Source organism: Hahella sp. HN01, from assembly GCF_018986435.1.
Lineage (GTDB): Bacteria > Pseudomonadota > Gammaproteobacteria > Pseudomonadales > Oleiphilaceae > Hahella.
This window is the reverse complement of sequence record NZ_JAHMIN010000005.1, coordinates 1-16,308: the sequence shown is the minus strand read 5'-3', so window position 1 is coordinate 16,308 and position 16,308 is coordinate 1. Positions and strand designations below refer to the sequence as shown.

Sequence of the window (16,308 nt, the reverse complement as noted above, 5' to 3'; positions counted from 1 at the left end):
ATCACTCGCGCCCGTCAACGCATTCCGCGTTGGCGGGGTCGCTGTGGCAACGCACTTTCAGCATTAATTGCAGGGCTTTGGGGTCATAAGCGCCGTCCTGCTTCAACGCAATACGCACTTCTTTGAGCATATTGTTAAACCCGGCGGCTTCCTCCTGATTGGGATGTATCCACACCTTCGCAGGTATTTCCGCTTCCGCCTTTCGCACCATCTCCATCAGTTCATCAAAGCGCCCTTGGAAATGCTCCCGCGCATTCTGGGCGAAATCCGCATTGAAGCGGTCTTTTCGCACCAGCATCTGGTAGGTCATCTGCGCAAAACTATATGAATACACACCACCATCCGGCTCTACGCCTTTATATAGCTCCAAAGGCTGGTAGGCGATCGCGGGAGCGTAGGCGACATCGACGCTGCCGTTATTGAACTTACCGGCGAAGCTGGAGGGCGTCGCGCCCACCACGGAGCCGCCCACATGGCGCACCATGGTGACCGCCGCAGGATCATAATCGAAAGTGGCGATTTTCTTGCCCTGTATGGTCTGTACGCTGTTGACGCGGCGGTCCCGCACCAGCACATACACCGCGCCGGCGGGCAGCAGCCCGGCGACTTCAAAATCGCCACTGGTCATCAGCTTGGCGGCCTTCGGCTGGGCCAGCGTCTGCAAAATCGTCTTCAGCTCGCCATATCCCGGAATCGCGCCCAGCGCCACCAGGGTTCCGGTGAAACGGTTGAAGTCCCGCGCCCTCACGTCAGTCAGCAATACGGCGTCGCATTGGCCGGCGCGAAAGTCGTCAGCCGCGATTTTTTCGTCGGTATAGGCGTTCAATTCCAGATCATAGCCCCAGTTCAGGGCCTGAATACGGGTGGCTTTCATCAGGTTATACACAGGGCCGGCGGCCCCAAGAGGATCAAAAACGCAATAGCTGCGTTGCTCAGCCGCTTGCGCGGTGAGTGCGGCGACGCCCAGGAATAGCCCCAGCAACGCACGACGAAGGCATGCTGTCATGGTGTGAATCTCCATTATTGTTATTGGTATTGAGGTTTTCCTTGTACAACGGTCGTCCCTGTCTGAGTCAGCCGAAATGGCCCATCCGCCGCGGCGTCATTGGGTTTCGAGTTCAGCCTGACTATCGCGGAATATATGACAAACTAACGCGTCTTAATGCCACAGAGAGCACGTTTCCGCGATATTCAAGGAGAAGGAAAGATTCGCCCCAGTTTGGAGCAATATCCCGTGAGCCGTGTCAAAATTTACTTGTAAAAACGGCCCCAGGCCTTATTCCGCCCGGCTGAATGCATGATTTATGCGCTATCGCGGCTAGAACCACGCGGGCATTCGGGGTAATATGACCCTCCTTCGATGTAAGCCCGGACAACCAGCGGTAACGATCAGCTTTCCCTTTCAGCAATCATCACGAGTGACCACTTTTCCATGTTAAATTCCGATGCTTTAACCCAATTGAAACAGTTCAAACAAGACCTGCGTATCGCCAATAACCGTTTTGAAGGAACGGTGAAAGGCAGTCCGGGGCGTTTTGGGTTTGCTGTGTTGGATGACGGCAGAGAGTGCTTCCTGAACCCGGACGAAATGCAGAAAGTATTTCCGGGCGACCGAATTCTGGTGGAAGTCAGCCAGGACGACAAAGGCCGCGATGTCGCCAAAGTCGTGCAACACATGAGAAGTGAACTGAAGTATTTCGTTGGCCGTTATTTCACCCGTGGCCAAGGGCATTTCGTTGAGCCCGACCTGATGGGCATGAACCGTTGGATTTTCATTCCGCCGAAGAAGCGCCAGCAAGCGCACGTCAACGACCTGGTTCTGTGCCGTGTTTTGCAGCATCCCTTCCCTGAAGGCAAACCACAGGCCGAGGTGGTGAAGATCATCGGCAAGCCAGGCGCATCCGGCCTGGAAGTTAATTACATGCTGGCCAAGTACAATCTGCAGGCGCACAACCGCGCCTCCATCAACGAAGCCGAGCTGCAGAAGCAAGTCGCCGCGGAGCTGGAAAAGCGTAAAGACCTGCGGGAAACGCCGTTCGTCACCATCGACGCCGCCAGCACCCAAGATATGGACGACGCCCTGTTCGCCACCGCCAAGCCTGAAGGAGGCTGGGAGCTGCTCGCAGCCATCGCCGACCCGTCCTCACTGATTCCGGAAGGCGGCGACATCGACAAATACGCGCAACGTCTGGGCAGCTCTTTCTACTTCGCCGACCGCACATTGCCTATGTTGCCAGCCAAACTGGCCAACCACTTCTGTTCACTGAAGTCCGGCGAAGATCGTCTGGCTCTGGTTTGCACAATGCAGATCGACGCTGATGGCGCCATTTCTTCTTACACCATCGAGGAAGCCTCTATTCGTTGCGCGGCCAATCTGGCTTATGAAGAAGTCGCCATCGCGTTAGCCTCCGGCGACGCCAGCGCTCATGCCCACGGCGCGACCTTGCAAGCCTTGAATGAGGTCAGAACGGCTCTGGCCAGCCATCGCCGCGAGCACGCGCTGGTGAATGAAGACCGCCCGGACTATCAGTTGGAGCTGGATGAGAACGGCAAGGTCAAGAACATCCATCGCAAGATCAACAGCGTCGCTCACTCCATCGTGGAGGAAGCGATGGTCGCATCCAATCGTTGTGCGGCGGACTTCCTGAAGCAAAATACCGAGCGTTCTCTGTACACTGCTCATAGCGGTTTCCGTCCTGAGCGTCTGGATCAAATCAAACAAATCGTCTCCGAGCAGATCTCCGACTACGATTGCAGCGACCTGCATACGTGGGAAGGCTTCAAAAAATTCATGGACTTCCTGGATGCGAATCCACCGGAAGTTCCCGTGAAGGCCATCGCCAACCGTTTGCTGGCGCGTGGCGCGCTGTCTGACCAGCCCTGCCCTCATTTCGGCATGGGTCTGCCTCACTACACCACCTTCACGTCCCCGATTCGCAAATACGTGGACCTGAGCATTCATCGCCAGATCAAAGGCGTACTGAAAAACCAGAAGCCACATACACTGAACGACAAAGCTATCCAGCAACTGCAGGAGTCTCTGCGCGCTGGTCGTAGCGCCGTGAACGAGTCTGAGACCTGGTTGAAGTGCGAATACGCGCAGACGCTGATCGGCAAGACTTTCGATGGCGTGGTGCAGCACACCACTGGTTCTGGATTCCAGGCGCGTCTGGATGAGAATGGCATTGAAGGAATGGTGAACCTGGGCGCCTTGCAGGAGAAGTTCCGCTTCGACGGCACTTACTTCCAGCACACTGGCGAGCATCGCCAATTCCGCCTGGAGCAACCTGTGAAAGTCACCATCAGCGCGGTCGACATGGAGAAAAAACTGATTCAGATGGAGCTGGCGGAGCCTACCCCGGTAGCGCAGCCCGTTAAGGCGGAAGAGCCGCAAGCGGAGCAATAATCGTACATCGCCGCAGCGCTAGCCGGCGCTGCGGCGGTTCCCGCCTCACCTCTTCAAAACAATGGCTTACCGGTACAGAGGATAAAACTTAAAGTCCTTTGGCCACTCTTCTCTCGGCTTAAACGCCAGCGCCACTTCCTGACCTTCCAGAGCGGACTCCGTAATCACCACATGGTCTGCAAAAGTTTTGGCTTTCTCGAACTGCTTTTCGTTTACCTTGCAGAGGGTTTTGTAGAAAGGGCCTGACAACCACTCTCTTACTTCAGCTGTATCCTGAAACTTCAAATAGGCGGCGAGCGACGCATGGGCCGCAGCCACCATGGCATACCCGGAAGAGATCGTGTCTTTAATCAGGATATACATTTTCATGGTAATCAGGATTCCGAGGCGTTTTTCACGCCAAAACTGGTGAGGCCCGCCTCCGCCAGTTTGCGACGGTAGCGACTGCTTTTGGGGATAAAATGAAGCTGTTCGCGCAATGAATCGATGTAGGCGTCCGGGGCCAGATCCAGCGTGTTTTCCGCAATTTGTTCTATCCAGATGCGGGTGCCGGCGGCTTGCCAGGGATCATGGGCGCTTTGCACGATATGCAGCAGCTCTAGGGCGGGCAGTAACGAAACATCGCCCAAACCGGCGTCAGTCATGTCCACCAGCAACGACCGCAGCGTAATCTCCGCGTCGATATAGCGTTCTTTGCTGTAGTAAGCCCAGGCCAGACGCAGATTAAGGTTGTAGCTGATCCCGTCGGTATATCCGGTGAAGGCCTTGGGACCGTATAGAAGAGATTCCAGACGCTTGATGGCGGCGTCGTTCAGGTCTTCATTCAGGTAGAACTCCAATAACCGCAATTCCACCGTGCGCTTGAAATCCACGGACTTGGAAGCCTTGATGCCCTGAATATAGGCGCGCTCCGCCTCCACCACCCGATGCAGTTCCGAAAGCGCATTGCCCTTCAACATATACAGTTGCGCCACACGCTGCTCATTACGACGGATATCGCTGTTGGCGAAGGCGCCGTCAATGTTCTTCAGGGCTGATGTGTAGTCGGACTGGAATAAATAACACTCTACCAGCAGCTCATAAATATCAGGGATCAACTCGCCGTTCTGGATGCGCTCTTTTTGATATAGCCGCAAAGCTTCCTGCAAATACGCGATTGATACGGACTCTTTATCATTGGTGTTCATGAACAAGGCCTGCGCCAACTGATAAAGAATCTTTATTTTTTCTTCCGGGCTGATGCCGTTTCTTTCCGTCTCTTTTAGCGCCAAGTCGTAATATTTCTCAGCCATGACCTCATCGCCGGAATAGAAATAGTAGTCCCCTGCGGCAATCAGCAGACTCAGACGCTCTCTGGGGTTCTTGGCGTTGGCGATTTGTCCGTCCCAGTTCATGCCTTTTTCAGGCAGCCAGGGGGCAATCAGATCCTTCAGATAATCGCCGTACTGGGGGGACTGCATCAGCGCCGCCGGGGCCCCAACTATCAGCGTCAGATATAGGGTTAAACCGAACAGGATTTCCCATGCTAAAGGCGGCTTTTCCTTCAGGCGCAGCATTAATTCATTGACCTGCTGATAAGCAATTGCGCCACTCCAGGGTAGCTTGAGCTTTTCTACACCCTCATAAACAGCCGCTAATTGCGAAGACGAGTCATGCTGTGACAGCTGAGGATATTTTCGACGGATATGGGAAAACAGTCTGGCTTGACGCCACTGGTTCGGCAGCAAATACACCCAGAACAACGCCACCAATCCAAGCACAACCTCTTGTGACCACCAAGAAAACGCAGCGAACGCCAAAATACTGAGGCAAAAGAAAACAAACTGGACCATCGGCCAACGCCGGAAAAACAGAAGATTCCAAAGCTGTCCTCCATCCAACGGCTGAACCGGAGCCAAGTTGAAGTAGTTCAGGACAATCAGCATGAACACCGCTCGAGTCATCCAGTCAGGAGCATCAATCGGCAAATAGAAACAAAGCGCGATACCGAGTATCAGCCCTGGCGCCGGTCCCATCAGGTCAACAATCACTTTCTGCCATGCCGGCACTTGATCCTTATCGCCACGCGCAGCAGCCCCTAAAAAGGGAATGAACAGAATCTGTAAATCGCGGAATCCACAGACTTTCATCGCAAGCAGATGTCCCAACTCATGCAAAAAAAGGACAGCGACCAAGATCAGCAATATAGGGGCATCCATTCTGAAGCCAAAGCTCAGCATAAAGGCGCCTAAAGAGAACAGTAACAGTAGCGCCTTTCCTAACCAGCCTGTCGACTCCTGTCCTGTCAGGCTTGAATCGATTCGCATATGCGCGGCAACCTGATAATCCAATGAGGGCGCGTGCCTGGGCGCACTCTGCATGGATTTTTGTAGGCGTTCCGCCCCAGTTTTAGCTATTTTTTGACTGCGCAAAGCTCCCGCGAGCGTATACTGTACGCATTGTGTATTGGGGGAAGCGAGCTTTAGGACCTTCTGCGCCAGCAGCTCCTGTATGTAGGCCTTATAAAAGGCGTCGCCTGTATCTACTACACACTTTGGCGTCTTTTCCAGCCGCTCAACACTGCTCTGTTCAAGACGGTGCAGGTGTGCACGCCAATGTTGAGATAGCTCGGCGACATAAGGGTCTTCAATGTGATAACCAGTGACATCAGCCAGAAGGCAATGCTTGCCGCCGTTCATCGTTTCAAGGATTTCGCCATCGCGGAGGTAAGTGATAAAAGTCACTTGCACCTCGCGACCGACACTCAGATCAGATTGAAGGGACAAGAGAACGTAGGTCCGCTCTCCTGGGTGATACATCACACAGGCATATATACCCACCTCGTCTTTGCTGAACCCTTCGCTGTAGCGTAACCAACAAAATTTCGCGAAGCCAAATTCAGACAGCTCTTCGATATTGGGGATTAAAACACGTCGATAGGCTTGTCCCACTTCCTCTTCATTAACGACTCCGCCGGATACCTCCAGTTTCCCCCTGAGTTGCAGAATCCGCCAAGTAACTGCCCCCCAGGCAAAAACCTGGATGCATATAAGAAATAACAGGAAACCAAACAGATAGGACATTTACCGCAACCGCTACAAAAACTACCAGTACGCTCTCAAGTCGGAAGGAGTCGCCAGCAACGCAGTCACCGCAACGTCTGGCCGATTAAAAATCGCGCAATTATACCCAAATTGACCGCTATTACACTTAAATTCCGTCAATCCGCGGACAAATGTCCAATTTGAGACCCAGGCTACATTCAGCGCCACGGATTATTGCCAGCTTTTCAGCCATGCTGCTATGGTTTCCAGGCCTTGCCGCGCTTGGCTGTGCGGCTGACGCGATTAACAATAAAGACAAGACCGACTCTCATAATCATAATCACAACAGGAGCTAGGGATGATCGTAAAAGGGCAGCAGCATTTCCCTTACACAGCAGCCACCGTTTTCAGCGCTTTTGGCGCTCCCCACCACATTGAAGAAAAGCAACGCTTTCTCGGTTCCCGCAACATAGATATCCGTCAGTGCGAACAGACTGACTCCGCACTGGACTTGAAGATAATTCGCGAGGTGCCCGCAGAGGCCCCGGCGATGCTGAGAAAATTCATTTCCGAATGGAACCGGGTGACTCAGGAAGAACACTGGCGTGAGAATGCCGGCGAATACCGCGCGCAGGTGAAGGTGGATATACAGGGCGTGCCTGTTTCCATCAACGGCGAAATGCGTTTGTACTCAGAAGGGGAAGGCAGCGTCCATGAGGTCACGCTGAACTTCGAGTGTCGCGTGCCGCTGGTAGGCAAAAAGCTGGCGGAGTTCGTCGCCGCTAAATCTCAGGAGACGATGCAGAACGAGTTCGCTTTTGTAGCGGATTATCTGCGCGCCAACCTCTAACGGATTGAAAAAAGAGGAGAAACAGGGAGGTTTAAGGCAGCCGGCCAACCCAAGGGCGGCCGGCGCCGGAGCGATGCAAAAGAAGGTCTGTCAGGAATCGGCGTCGGACATCTGCTTCTGCAGATAGTTCTCCATGCCCACACGCTCCATCAGATCCAGCTGAGTCTCCAGCCAATCGACGTGTTCTTCTTCCGACTCCAAAATGTTCTCCAGAACCTCGCGGCTGATGTAATCGCGTACCTGCTCGCAATAGGCGATTGCTTCGCGCAAGTCTGGAATAGCTTTCAGTTCCAGCTTGAGATCGCATTCCAGCATTTCTTTCGGGGTTTCGCCGATCATCAGCTTGCCCAGTTTTTGCAGGTTGGGAATGCCGTCCAGAAACAGAATCCGCTCGATCAATTGATCGGCGTGCTTCATTTCATCAATGGACTCTTCATATTCTTTCTTGCCCAGAGCCGTCAGGCCCCAGTTTTTATACATGCGCGCATGCAGAAAATACTGATTAATCGCAATCAGTTCATTAGCCAAAATCTGGTTAAGGTGTTCGATAACCTTCTTATCGCCCTTCATCACAGCGCTCCCGTCAGAATGATTCTCAATTGCAATAACCCCATAAAAACAAGGGGTTACCAACTCAACCCTTAAGGTTAGTTGTAACGGGAAGGAAAGTACAATCGAATTTTCAGGCGGCGGTCAAGGTAGGAATATCTGCTGCGTAAGCCAGTTGCTCCGCCATAGAGAGATCGTATTGAGATTTAGCCTCGTCAAATACTTCACGAGCGGCTTCCACACAGCGGGCGCAGTCTTTCGCCAATCCCAACGAACGCACTACATCACGCAGATGTTGAGCGCCTTTCGCGACTTCTTCGCGAATGGAGTGATCGGTAATTCCGTTGCAAAGACATACGTACATGAAAATCTCTCTCATTTATTAGCAGTCTGTGAAGAAAGTTAATGCTAATGAGAATGATTGTCAATAATGTTTTTAATAGTTTCTTTGCCGGACTGTAACCAAAATTTCCTGAGCTGTAGCGCAGTAAAATCGTTATAAAAAATTATTCCTGATTAATCATATGGATAGCATCCAACAGCGCCTCGCGCTTGGCTTCCGCCTCCTGTAACAGTTCGGGGGAGACGCCGCGGGTGCGGCCTTCGGCGATCAGGCGCTCCAATTCATCCGCCTTGTCCCGGGCGGCGGAGCGGAAGTTATTGAGCACCCGCTGATGCTGCTGCGCTTCCAGGCGGGCATAGGCTTCATGATCCGCCAGGGTTTCCGCATCCGGCGCTTCTTCCGGCGCACGCCTGGTGATGGGAGGAGCGCGCCGGTCCCCATTTTCAATGGAGGCGGACAACGACGCCAACGCCTCAATGTCGGTGGGCAACTCAGGGTATGCCTCTTCTTCATCTAACTGAGGTAGGACTTCTTCCTGAGTGACAGCTTGCATTGACGAGCCTACTGGCGGTGCAGATTTAGGCGCCTGCATCGGCGGTAGCTCAGCCGTCGGAACCGCGACAAGACTGGATGAAAGCGGGACTGAGTCCTTGGGCGCGTCAGTGCTGATGAAAAAGAAAAATCCCATCGCCATACAGACGGCGCAGAAGAATGCCGACAGGATCCAGCCAGGTCGCCATGACTTCCGGTTCATACCTTACTTTGCAGACTGGCCTGACGACGCAGCTGATTGATCAGCTCACTATAGGCCGCCACCGCCTGCTGAATCGCCAGCACATCAGTGGCAAGATAGCGCACCGTCTCGCTGTCGGCGGGATAATAGTCGTACTCGCGCCCGCTCACTTGCAGAATCACCCAATCTCCCGTCGGAGAACGAACGACTTCACTGACGTCTCCCGGCGGGGTGGCGAAGGCCAATGACGCCAGCCAGTCCGTAGGTTTAACCGCATCCTTATGCAGCCAGCCTTCAGCGTCTAACGGCAAGTTGGCGGGATGGGATGGCGCTTTTAGATCCGCCCAGGACAGGCCGTTCATTAGCTGTTGGCGAGCGCGTCGCGCTGTGGCCTCATCGCCATATATCGCGCCGCGCGCCTTGATCTTCGCCAAAAAACGAAAGTCTTCCTGATGTCGCTGATAGTAACTGTTGATCTGCGCCGCGCTAACTTGCTCTCTGAACTTGATCAGCCCGGGATTATCGCCATGATTGCGTTTAATCACGCCCAATGCGTTGAGGATCTTGGGGTAAAAATAATGCGCCTCAATTGTCCGTCTCAGATCGTCAATGGCATCCCTCTCAACGCCGCCTTCGTGACTTAGCCACCATAAGCGCAGTTGATGTTGCTTCCAGGAAAGCATTTCCATACCCAAGAGTTTGACGTCGCCTTCCATCAGCGCCTTTTTACCCTGTATGGACTGTCCCTCGTATACTTCCAGCAATGTCAGCGTCACGTCTTGCTGGTCTGGAAAGGCCATACGGGCAAGTACCAGAGAGGCGGCGTTGTCCCGCTGCGCCGGCGTCAGTTGGTAGCCCAGAATCGATTGGGCGGCGATCGTCGTCAGCGCCTCCCGCGCCTCTACGCCGGGTTTGGAGTACTGTCGCATCAATTCCGAAGCTGGCCACTTGGGATATAGCTTGGCCAACGTCCGATCCAACTGGCGGCGGATATGCCATCCATAGGCGTAGCCAATTTCAGTCCCCCGCCATTGCTCTTCAGGGAGTTCTTCTTGCGCCCAACGGTACATCAGCAAGGCGTCGATTAACTCGTCAGCAAAGGTTTTGCGATCCATTTTGCGAAGCTGGCTCGCCTGCTGATGCAACGCATCAAATGCTTCGCGCGACAGGCTGGTGTCATCCACCGACAAGTAGACGGAGGCGGAGGCCCCGCCTGCGCACAGCAGGCAAAGGGCCAGCGCCAGGACCTGGAATGTCCCGCGCATGATCAGAACCGGTTCATGGCGTGATTAAGAATGCGCACGGTCATGGCGATAGCGTGGGGCACCACGATTTTCGCCACAGCCAGCCGATCCGAGTGATCTGTGGAAGACAACACCACGCCGCCCATGGAGTAGGAAATTTCACCGCCCTTGGTCAACAAGGGACGAATTTCCGCAGAGTTGGCGCTTAATGTGGGGAAGTCCGCCAGCGCCTGCTCTACCAGGGCGTCATCGTTCAGGTTCTCCGAGTCGTAGTAGTCACGCACCCAGGCCTCCCAGCCGGAATGGTTCAATGCGGAGGTGGTCCAGGTATGGTGCGGCTGCAACAAGTCCGTGGTGTGCAGGGTGAAACCCAGCGTCTGAATCGTAGGCTGCGCCCAGAATGCGCTGTACCAGTATTGCCCCAGGTTATCGATGGGCTGAAAGGGAATGCTCTCAAAATCCTTGTACATGCTGTAGGTGGAGTAACTGCCCTGCCGATAGTTGGCCTCGGTGACCTGATAGCTCTTGTATTCAGAGTCCTCCGCCCCGAACCATCCAGTCTGACCGCCCGCGCCGTCATCCAGGTGGTCGCCTTTCAGCCAGGACGCCGCCATGTTATCGACATCCCCCTTCACGCTCAGCTTGGAATAGTCATAGCCCCCGATGTCGTTGCCATGAGCGTCCGCGCCGCGAGTATGGTTCTGGAAGTGCCAGTAAGAGGTGTAGTTGACGATGCTGGAGCCCAGACCCCATACCGGCGCCAGCACACAATCGCCGGTCACCGCGCCGCACAGAAAAGTGTCTTCGAAGTCATCCACGTCGTAGGCGCCCTGACCAATCATATCCGCCATCTGAGTCACGCTGATTCCCGCTGCAGCGGCCACTGCTTCCAGTTTGGCGTAGTTGGTGATGTCAGGATGCGTGCGCATGAACTCGACAGCGTCGATAACGAAGCGCTTGTGGGTTTCCTGTTTGAAAGCCAGAGCAGGTTGAGCCCCGAGGGAAGCAAGGATAACGCCGGCCAAAATCAGATTTTTATTTCCCATGAACAGTCATCTCCTTATTTTTTATCGTGTTTGTGTAAGGAAACTCTAACTACTGCGTGTTACAGAAAGGTTGTAACGAAAAAGATGAGAGCGCCTTTTCGTAATCGCCCGTCATTCCTGGATTAATGGACCGACCCGCTTAACCAGGACGTTTTCTGCGGCATTCTCTGAACGCCGTTAGGAGAATAAAATATGATCAGGGTTACAATCACCCAAACAGGTGAGCTGCACGGAGTGCACCGGCATCCAAAACCATCCAGAAAATCATTTACTTCATTGAAATAAAAGAGGTTTTGATCCAATATTGTCCGCAATTAATCACCTGCATCCGCTTCAAATGTGTACCGAAAAATGTACCGGTACAAATGCGGGGGACTTTTGTTTTTAACCCATGAACTAACGGAGTGCTGTATAAATGGGAAAACTGAGCGATGCCAAAATACGCAACGCCAAAACAGAAACGGACACCTGTCTTTCAGACGGCAACGGCCTATCCCTTAGAATCTACCCAAAACAAGGCAAAATGGCCCGAACCTGGGTGTTTCGCTATCGCCGACCCGCCACCAAGAAACCCGCCAAGCTAACGTTAGGAGACTATCCTGCTGTGTCTCTAAGGGAAGCCCGCCAGCAAGTGGAGACGATACGTCGACAGCTGTTTGAAGGGTTTGATCCTCAACATGTACAGAGAGAACAGCGCGCCAATAACGCTAACGCTGTAACGGTTAAGCAACTGTTTGAATCCTGGCTAGCGCTCCAGAAATCAGCGGGTGAAGTTGCTGACAAAACGTTAGCCCAACATGAGGGGCGCTGGCGCGTTCATCTGCAAAAGCCACTGGGACTTCTGCTGGCCAAGCACGTCACCCGTCGCCACATCGCAGCTGTGCTTGACGCTATGGTCGAAAAGGGAATCAAGGAGGAAACCCGCAAAACTTTATGCCTGTTAAAAATGATGTTCCGCTACGCAATAGAGCGCCATCATATTGAAGAAAGTCCAGCTGAGGCGTTAAGCGCTAAAAGTTTCAAGGTCACCTCTGGCGCCCCACGAGAAAGAGTTTTGTCACTTACCGAATTGCGTACATTTTGGAGCTTACTTGATAGAGAGCCCCTTGCCTTCGCCACAATCAACGCATTCAAGTTGCTGATTCTTACTGGAGCGCGACGTAGCGAAGTTGCAAACATGACTTGGAGCGAACTGGATCTAACACAGGGTATATGGACCCTGCCTCCCGAGCGCACGAAGAACCGCAAAGGACATACTGTGTACCTGTCCGACTTGGCAGTCCGCGTTATTAAGTCCATGCGCCCAATCAGCGGATATGGCAAATTTGTATTCAGCACAGGCGATGGCAGCGCGCCTATACATACAGACGGCCTTTCTGGCTGTCCTGGGCGGCTATCAGCAAAGCTGAAAGGCGTTCCGCACTTCACAGTTCACGACCTGCGTCGCTCAGCTGCAACAGCCTGGGGCGAGCTACTAAAAACGCCCCCTCACGTCATTGAAAAAATGCTGAACCATCAACCCTTAGACAAGTTGGTAGCAACTTATCAACGGGCAACCTATGTGGACGAACAAAAAACCGCTTGGAAAGCTTGGGGGGAGATGGTGGAGAATCATGTCGCCAACGACTTTGGGAACGTAGTTCCTCTTCACGCCTGACAAGACTATCCTTCATTCGCTACGGCGGCGTATTACAGCTAACGCCGCTTTCTCTCTTCACCAAACCTAATCATATGGTACGGTTAGGAACGATCAATTTTTTACGAATTAAACTTGCACCTGGCAGTGCCCACAAAGCATTATCTAGCGACGCCATTCTAAATAGCCTGCCTAGCCCTTTGCTGCCTTTCGAGTATAACCAGATTGTAATAAATCCTCTGGCTAAAACCGGCCCACGCACGTTATTACTCGTTAAAACACACACTTGCACATTAGTGGAAACCGCCTTTTCTCGTATTTGCTCCCAAAGCGACAGATACGGTCTAAATCAGATATAGCACTAATCATAAGCAACTGATTTAATTGATAATAAACCGGATCACAGTATTATGTAGCGGCTATTTACAACATCCGTTTTCGAGCAAAGGAGTCCGATAAAGCATGGCGGAAATGATTTTCAGAATTAAAGAAACAACCAAATTAACAGGCCTTTCCAGGTCGACTATTTATGAACGTGTAGCCAATGGCAGCTTCCCATCTCCAGTACACTTGGGAGATCGGGCCGTGGGCTGGTTTGAGTCCTCACTCGACGACTGGCAGGCCTCCCTGAAAGCAGGCGTACCTTACGCTCAATGGGTAAACCGGAAAGAGACGAAGTGTTGAGCGGCAAAGCCAAAGGCGTTCTATTTGGGGTACTCTGGAATCGCATGTGCCTGAGCTTCGAAGAACAGAATGGCTACCCTCACCCACTACTCAATCATAACAACCATCAAGTTTCTCACTACGCTCAAAAGGTGGCCGGATAGCCGGAGATTACTCAAGGTGATGATGCGAATCTACGATGGCCCTGTTTCTGGGCCGTTTTTTCTTCCCCTCAATAAACAAATAACAAGCTCCACCGGCACTTCTCACGCTCACCAACCTGAAGGCCACCACTCTGAAACAAGCCGCCTACTCCGTTTTAAGTGAGGAATAGACCACTGGAAGCGACTTGAATAATAGCCTCCACAGCAGAGAGATAATGACAGTTTAGCCCGGATAAAAACATAACCAGCTTACTATTACGATGCAGAGGAATTTGAAACCCTATCGCTCGAACCGTAGGTCCTCCCTCTACTTAGTTAATCCGCATTCTGGAGAGGTTAGACCCTGCCTGCGGAGTGCTCGAACGTAATGTCAGCCACGCCGATATGAGGGGGTTGAGGCCTGATGACAAACTATCCAAGCAATGAAAATCAGAATACGGCCTGAGGCTTTTTATAAGAGGACTTTATAGAGTGGGCGCAACCTATGTATTGGCCTGAACGAGAAAGCGGATTATGCAGGCGCTCAGGCAATATTCGAACATAAAAAAATCCTCTCACTTAGGACGACTTTTTATTCTCGAACAAAATCAGCCATTTGGGGTCGTGGTTAGCCACATCTCCGCTTAATCTTTCAGCCGCACATAGCAAGGCAGTCCGCACCTTGGCGACGGTAAGGCCAGAAACCTTTTCCAGAATGTCTGTGACAGGCATCCCGTCCGCCAAGAAAGCCAGCACGTCTGCGACGGCAATCTGCGAAAAAAGACTTGCCCTGTCTGATCTGAGCGTCAAAGCAAACGCCAGCGTCAAGGCGACAAATAAAAATTCTCTATTCCGTCGCGTGGATTAATTTATTCCGTCATGCGGACCAACAAGGCCCTGTTACCTACAGCCTCTAATCCAACATACGGAGCTATAAAACCCTGCTTTTTGACTTCCCTTACTCCGCCTTACGGACACCTTCTTAGAATCTACCATAGTCCCACGTATTGTTTTGACATATGGCTATTTAGGTTATTCAATCAGCGCGGTCAAAAACTCGGATTTGACGATATGCACCACCTGCAAGCCTAACCATCTACAACTTGATTTTTCTCCTATTGAAATACAAGGTGATTCCAGGCGAGCAAAGAGCCCCTCCATGATTTTCCAAACTAGAGCCAATTCAAGGAGCGTTATGAGTTTGGATGCAATGTGTTGCTGTGATTTTTGAGAACCTCGCCTGTACAATCTCACAAAGAATATGATGTAGTCTAAAACTACCTCGGCTTGATGAAATGCAAGGTCTTCCTGATACTGGACAAATTGAGAGTTCATCACGCCCAGGCGGTGAAAGCTTGGCTTGAGGAGAACCGGTATCAAATTGAAGCATTCTATAATCATCCGAGCATCAAATATGCGGCATAGCATGCCTATATCTATGCCGCATTAATAATACCAAGCAGCTTAAACGCATCCTAAAAAATACCGATCGAGTAGGCCCGATAGTTTCCAACAAGCAGCCCCCTTACGTTGGCGTTCGTTCGCCGATTTTCTTTCAAAACAGACTCAACTATTCACCTCAGTGAACCGGCAACGACGCCAAGTTTAACGAGGTGGTTATGCAGGCAAATCGCACTATGTGGCTACATAGTAGCCAGACCCGATAGCACTTTTTTTAAGTAACCATGGTCCCAGCCCGCTCGTAGCCTCTTAGTTTTTATACCYCCTTTGTCCGTCTTCTCATTCTTCAATAAATTCAACGCCATATGTCTCAACACCGCTAGATTCTCCGCGCTGTGTCCCATGCGATGCCGCGAGTCATCCTCTTTAAACGCTACATCCAGCACCCAGTGCAGTTTGTTCTCTATGTGCCAGTGCTTTCGCGTCGCATTCAGGAAATATCTCGCATCGCCTTCTCGACTCGAAATATACAAGCGGCGCTCCAGCGTTCTTTGTCCTGACTCCATTCGCTCTGTTTCTACGACGATGAAACTCTTCAGGTCTTGCCAGCGACTTTGTAGCTTTTCCAAGCCCTCCAGATTCGTTGAAACGCGGCAGCGCCGCTTCTCATCCTCAGCGCGCCCTGGTTCGCATACAAAGTCGACAAAATCCTCGCCGAAGCCTTTAGCCTCAGCGTCCACGTACCGGTCGTGAATCTCATCGTGTAATGAGGCCTGATTTTCCTTCACACCCACTAAATAGTCTGCTTCCGCGTGACGGATATGCTTCACGATCTCCCGCTGACATCCCATCGCGTCCAGGGTGACGAGACTTCCTTTTAATGACAATGCCTTCAACAGTTTAGGAATAGCAGTGATTTCATTGGATTTCTCCTGAGTTTTCACCTGTCCCAACACCAGTTCGTTCGCTGTCGACCAGGCGCTAACCATATGAATGGCGGGTTTGGAAGAGGATCGGTCGTATGAGCGCCGTAGCGTTTTGCCGTCTATTGCGATCTGATCATCTGGAATCTGCTCCGCCAGCRTCGAAGTCCAGGATAGAAAGCTTGTCTCTAGCGCCTCGGGGTCTAACTTCGCAAAGATGTTGTTGAAGGTGTCGTGGGAGGGAATGCCGTTGGGCAGCTCCAGAAAAGACTCAAACCACTCTTTTTTAGCGTCGCCAAACCGAGTGATGGTGACCCAATCGTCAGCGCCACAGATGATCCCGCAGAG

At 52.3% G+C, this 16,308-nt stretch carries 15 protein-coding genes; 5 read left to right on the top strand and 10 right to left on the bottom strand.

Annotated features, from left to right (window positions below; genetic code table 11):
• Position 1: 1 nt before the first annotated feature.
• Complete coding sequence (locus tag KP814_RS06170) at positions 2–1,006, bottom strand: putative solute-binding protein (RefSeq protein WP_216735932.1); 1,005 nt, start codon at positions 1,004–1,006, stop codon at positions 2–4.
• A 426-nt stretch (positions 1,007–1,432) separates the two neighbouring features.
• Here KP814_RS06170 and KP814_RS06165 point away from each other — a divergent pair, with 426 nt between their 5' ends.
• A complete protein-coding gene (locus tag KP814_RS06165) occupies positions 1,433–3,406 on the top strand; it encodes a ribonuclease R family protein (RefSeq protein WP_216735931.1) in 1,974 nt (657 codons plus the stop codon).
• A 66-nt stretch (positions 3,407–3,472) separates the two neighbouring features.
• Here KP814_RS06165 and KP814_RS06160 read toward each other — a convergent pair whose 3' ends face one another.
• Positions 3,473–3,775, bottom strand: a complete 303-nt coding sequence (locus tag KP814_RS06160; protein ID WP_216735930.1) for a peptidyl-tRNA hydrolase — start codon at positions 3,773–3,775, stop codon at positions 3,473–3,475.
• 5 nt (positions 3,776–3,780) lie between these two features.
• Positions 3,781–6,468, bottom strand: a complete 2,688-nt coding sequence (locus KP814_RS06155) for a site-2 protease family protein (protein WP_216735929.1) — start codon at positions 6,466–6,468, stop codon at positions 3,781–3,783.
• A gap of 319 nt (positions 6,469–6,787) precedes the next feature.
• Between KP814_RS06155 and KP814_RS06150 the strand changes: the two genes are divergently transcribed.
• Positions 6,788–7,279, top strand: coding sequence for a DUF2505 domain-containing protein (locus tag KP814_RS06150; RefSeq protein ID WP_216735928.1), 492 nt, complete (start codon positions 6,788–6,790; stop codon positions 7,277–7,279).
• A 90-nt stretch (positions 7,280–7,369) separates the two neighbouring features.
• On the opposite strand, the gene bfr is transcribed toward KP814_RS06150, so the two are convergent.
• From bfr to KP814_RS06125, 5 genes are all read right to left on the bottom strand, one after another.
• Complete coding sequence (bfr, locus tag KP814_RS06145) at positions 7,370–7,849, bottom strand: bacterioferritin (protein WP_011400513.1); 480 nt, start codon at positions 7,847–7,849, stop codon at positions 7,370–7,372.
• 112 nt (positions 7,850–7,961) lie between these two features.
• Positions 7,962–8,192, bottom strand: coding sequence for a (2Fe-2S)-binding protein (locus tag KP814_RS06140; protein WP_241566926.1), 231 nt, complete (start codon positions 8,190–8,192; stop codon positions 7,962–7,964).
• A gap of 142 nt (positions 8,193–8,334) precedes the next feature.
• Positions 8,335–8,724 (bottom strand): hypothetical protein, encoded by a 390-nt coding sequence (locus KP814_RS06135; protein WP_216735927.1) that lies wholly within the window; start codon positions 8,722–8,724, stop codon positions 8,335–8,337.
• A gap of 197 nt (positions 8,725–8,921) precedes the next feature.
• Positions 8,922–10,169 (bottom strand): peptidyl-prolyl cis-trans isomerase, encoded by a 1,248-nt coding sequence (locus tag KP814_RS06130; RefSeq protein ID WP_216735926.1) that lies wholly within the window; start codon positions 10,167–10,169, stop codon positions 8,922–8,924.
• Between the two features lie 2 nt (positions 10,170–10,171).
• Positions 10,172–11,194: a phospholipase gene (locus tag KP814_RS06125; RefSeq protein ID WP_216735925.1), complete on the bottom strand. Its 1,023-nt coding sequence runs from the start codon at positions 11,192–11,194 to the stop codon at positions 10,172–10,174.
• A gap of 415 nt (positions 11,195–11,609) precedes the next feature.
• Here KP814_RS06125 and KP814_RS06120 point away from each other — a divergent pair, with 415 nt between their 5' ends.
• The 3 genes from KP814_RS06120 to KP814_RS06110 all read left to right on the top strand — a co-directional run bounded on the left by KP814_RS06120 (position 11,610) and on the right by KP814_RS06110 (position 13,657).
• On the top strand, positions 11,610–12,851 hold the full coding sequence (locus KP814_RS06120) for a site-specific integrase (RefSeq protein WP_216735924.1): 1,242 nt from the start codon (positions 11,610–11,612) through the stop codon (positions 12,849–12,851).
• Positions 12,852–13,292: 441 nt separating this feature from the next.
• On the top strand, positions 13,293–13,514 hold the full coding sequence (locus KP814_RS06115) for an AlpA family transcriptional regulator (RefSeq protein WP_216735923.1): 222 nt from the start codon (positions 13,293–13,295) through the stop codon (positions 13,512–13,514).
• Positions 13,484–13,657 (top strand): hypothetical protein, encoded by a 174-nt coding sequence (locus KP814_RS06110; RefSeq protein ID WP_216736151.1) that lies wholly within the window; start codon positions 13,484–13,486, stop codon positions 13,655–13,657. Before KP814_RS06115 ends, KP814_RS06110 begins: the two co-directional genes overlap by 31 nt.
• Before the next feature lie 558 nt (positions 13,658–14,215).
• Here the strand turns inward: KP814_RS06110 and KP814_RS33345 are convergent.
• Both KP814_RS33345 and KP814_RS06100 read right to left on the bottom strand, forming a co-directional pair.
• Complete coding sequence (locus KP814_RS33345) at positions 14,216–14,446, bottom strand: DUF433 domain-containing protein (protein ID WP_216735922.1); 231 nt, start codon at positions 14,444–14,446, stop codon at positions 14,216–14,218.
• An 833-nt stretch (positions 14,447–15,279) separates the two neighbouring features.
• On the bottom strand, positions 15,280–16,308 hold a 1,029-nt coding region (locus KP814_RS06100), incomplete at its 5' end, for an ISAs1 family transposase (RefSeq protein WP_216735921.1).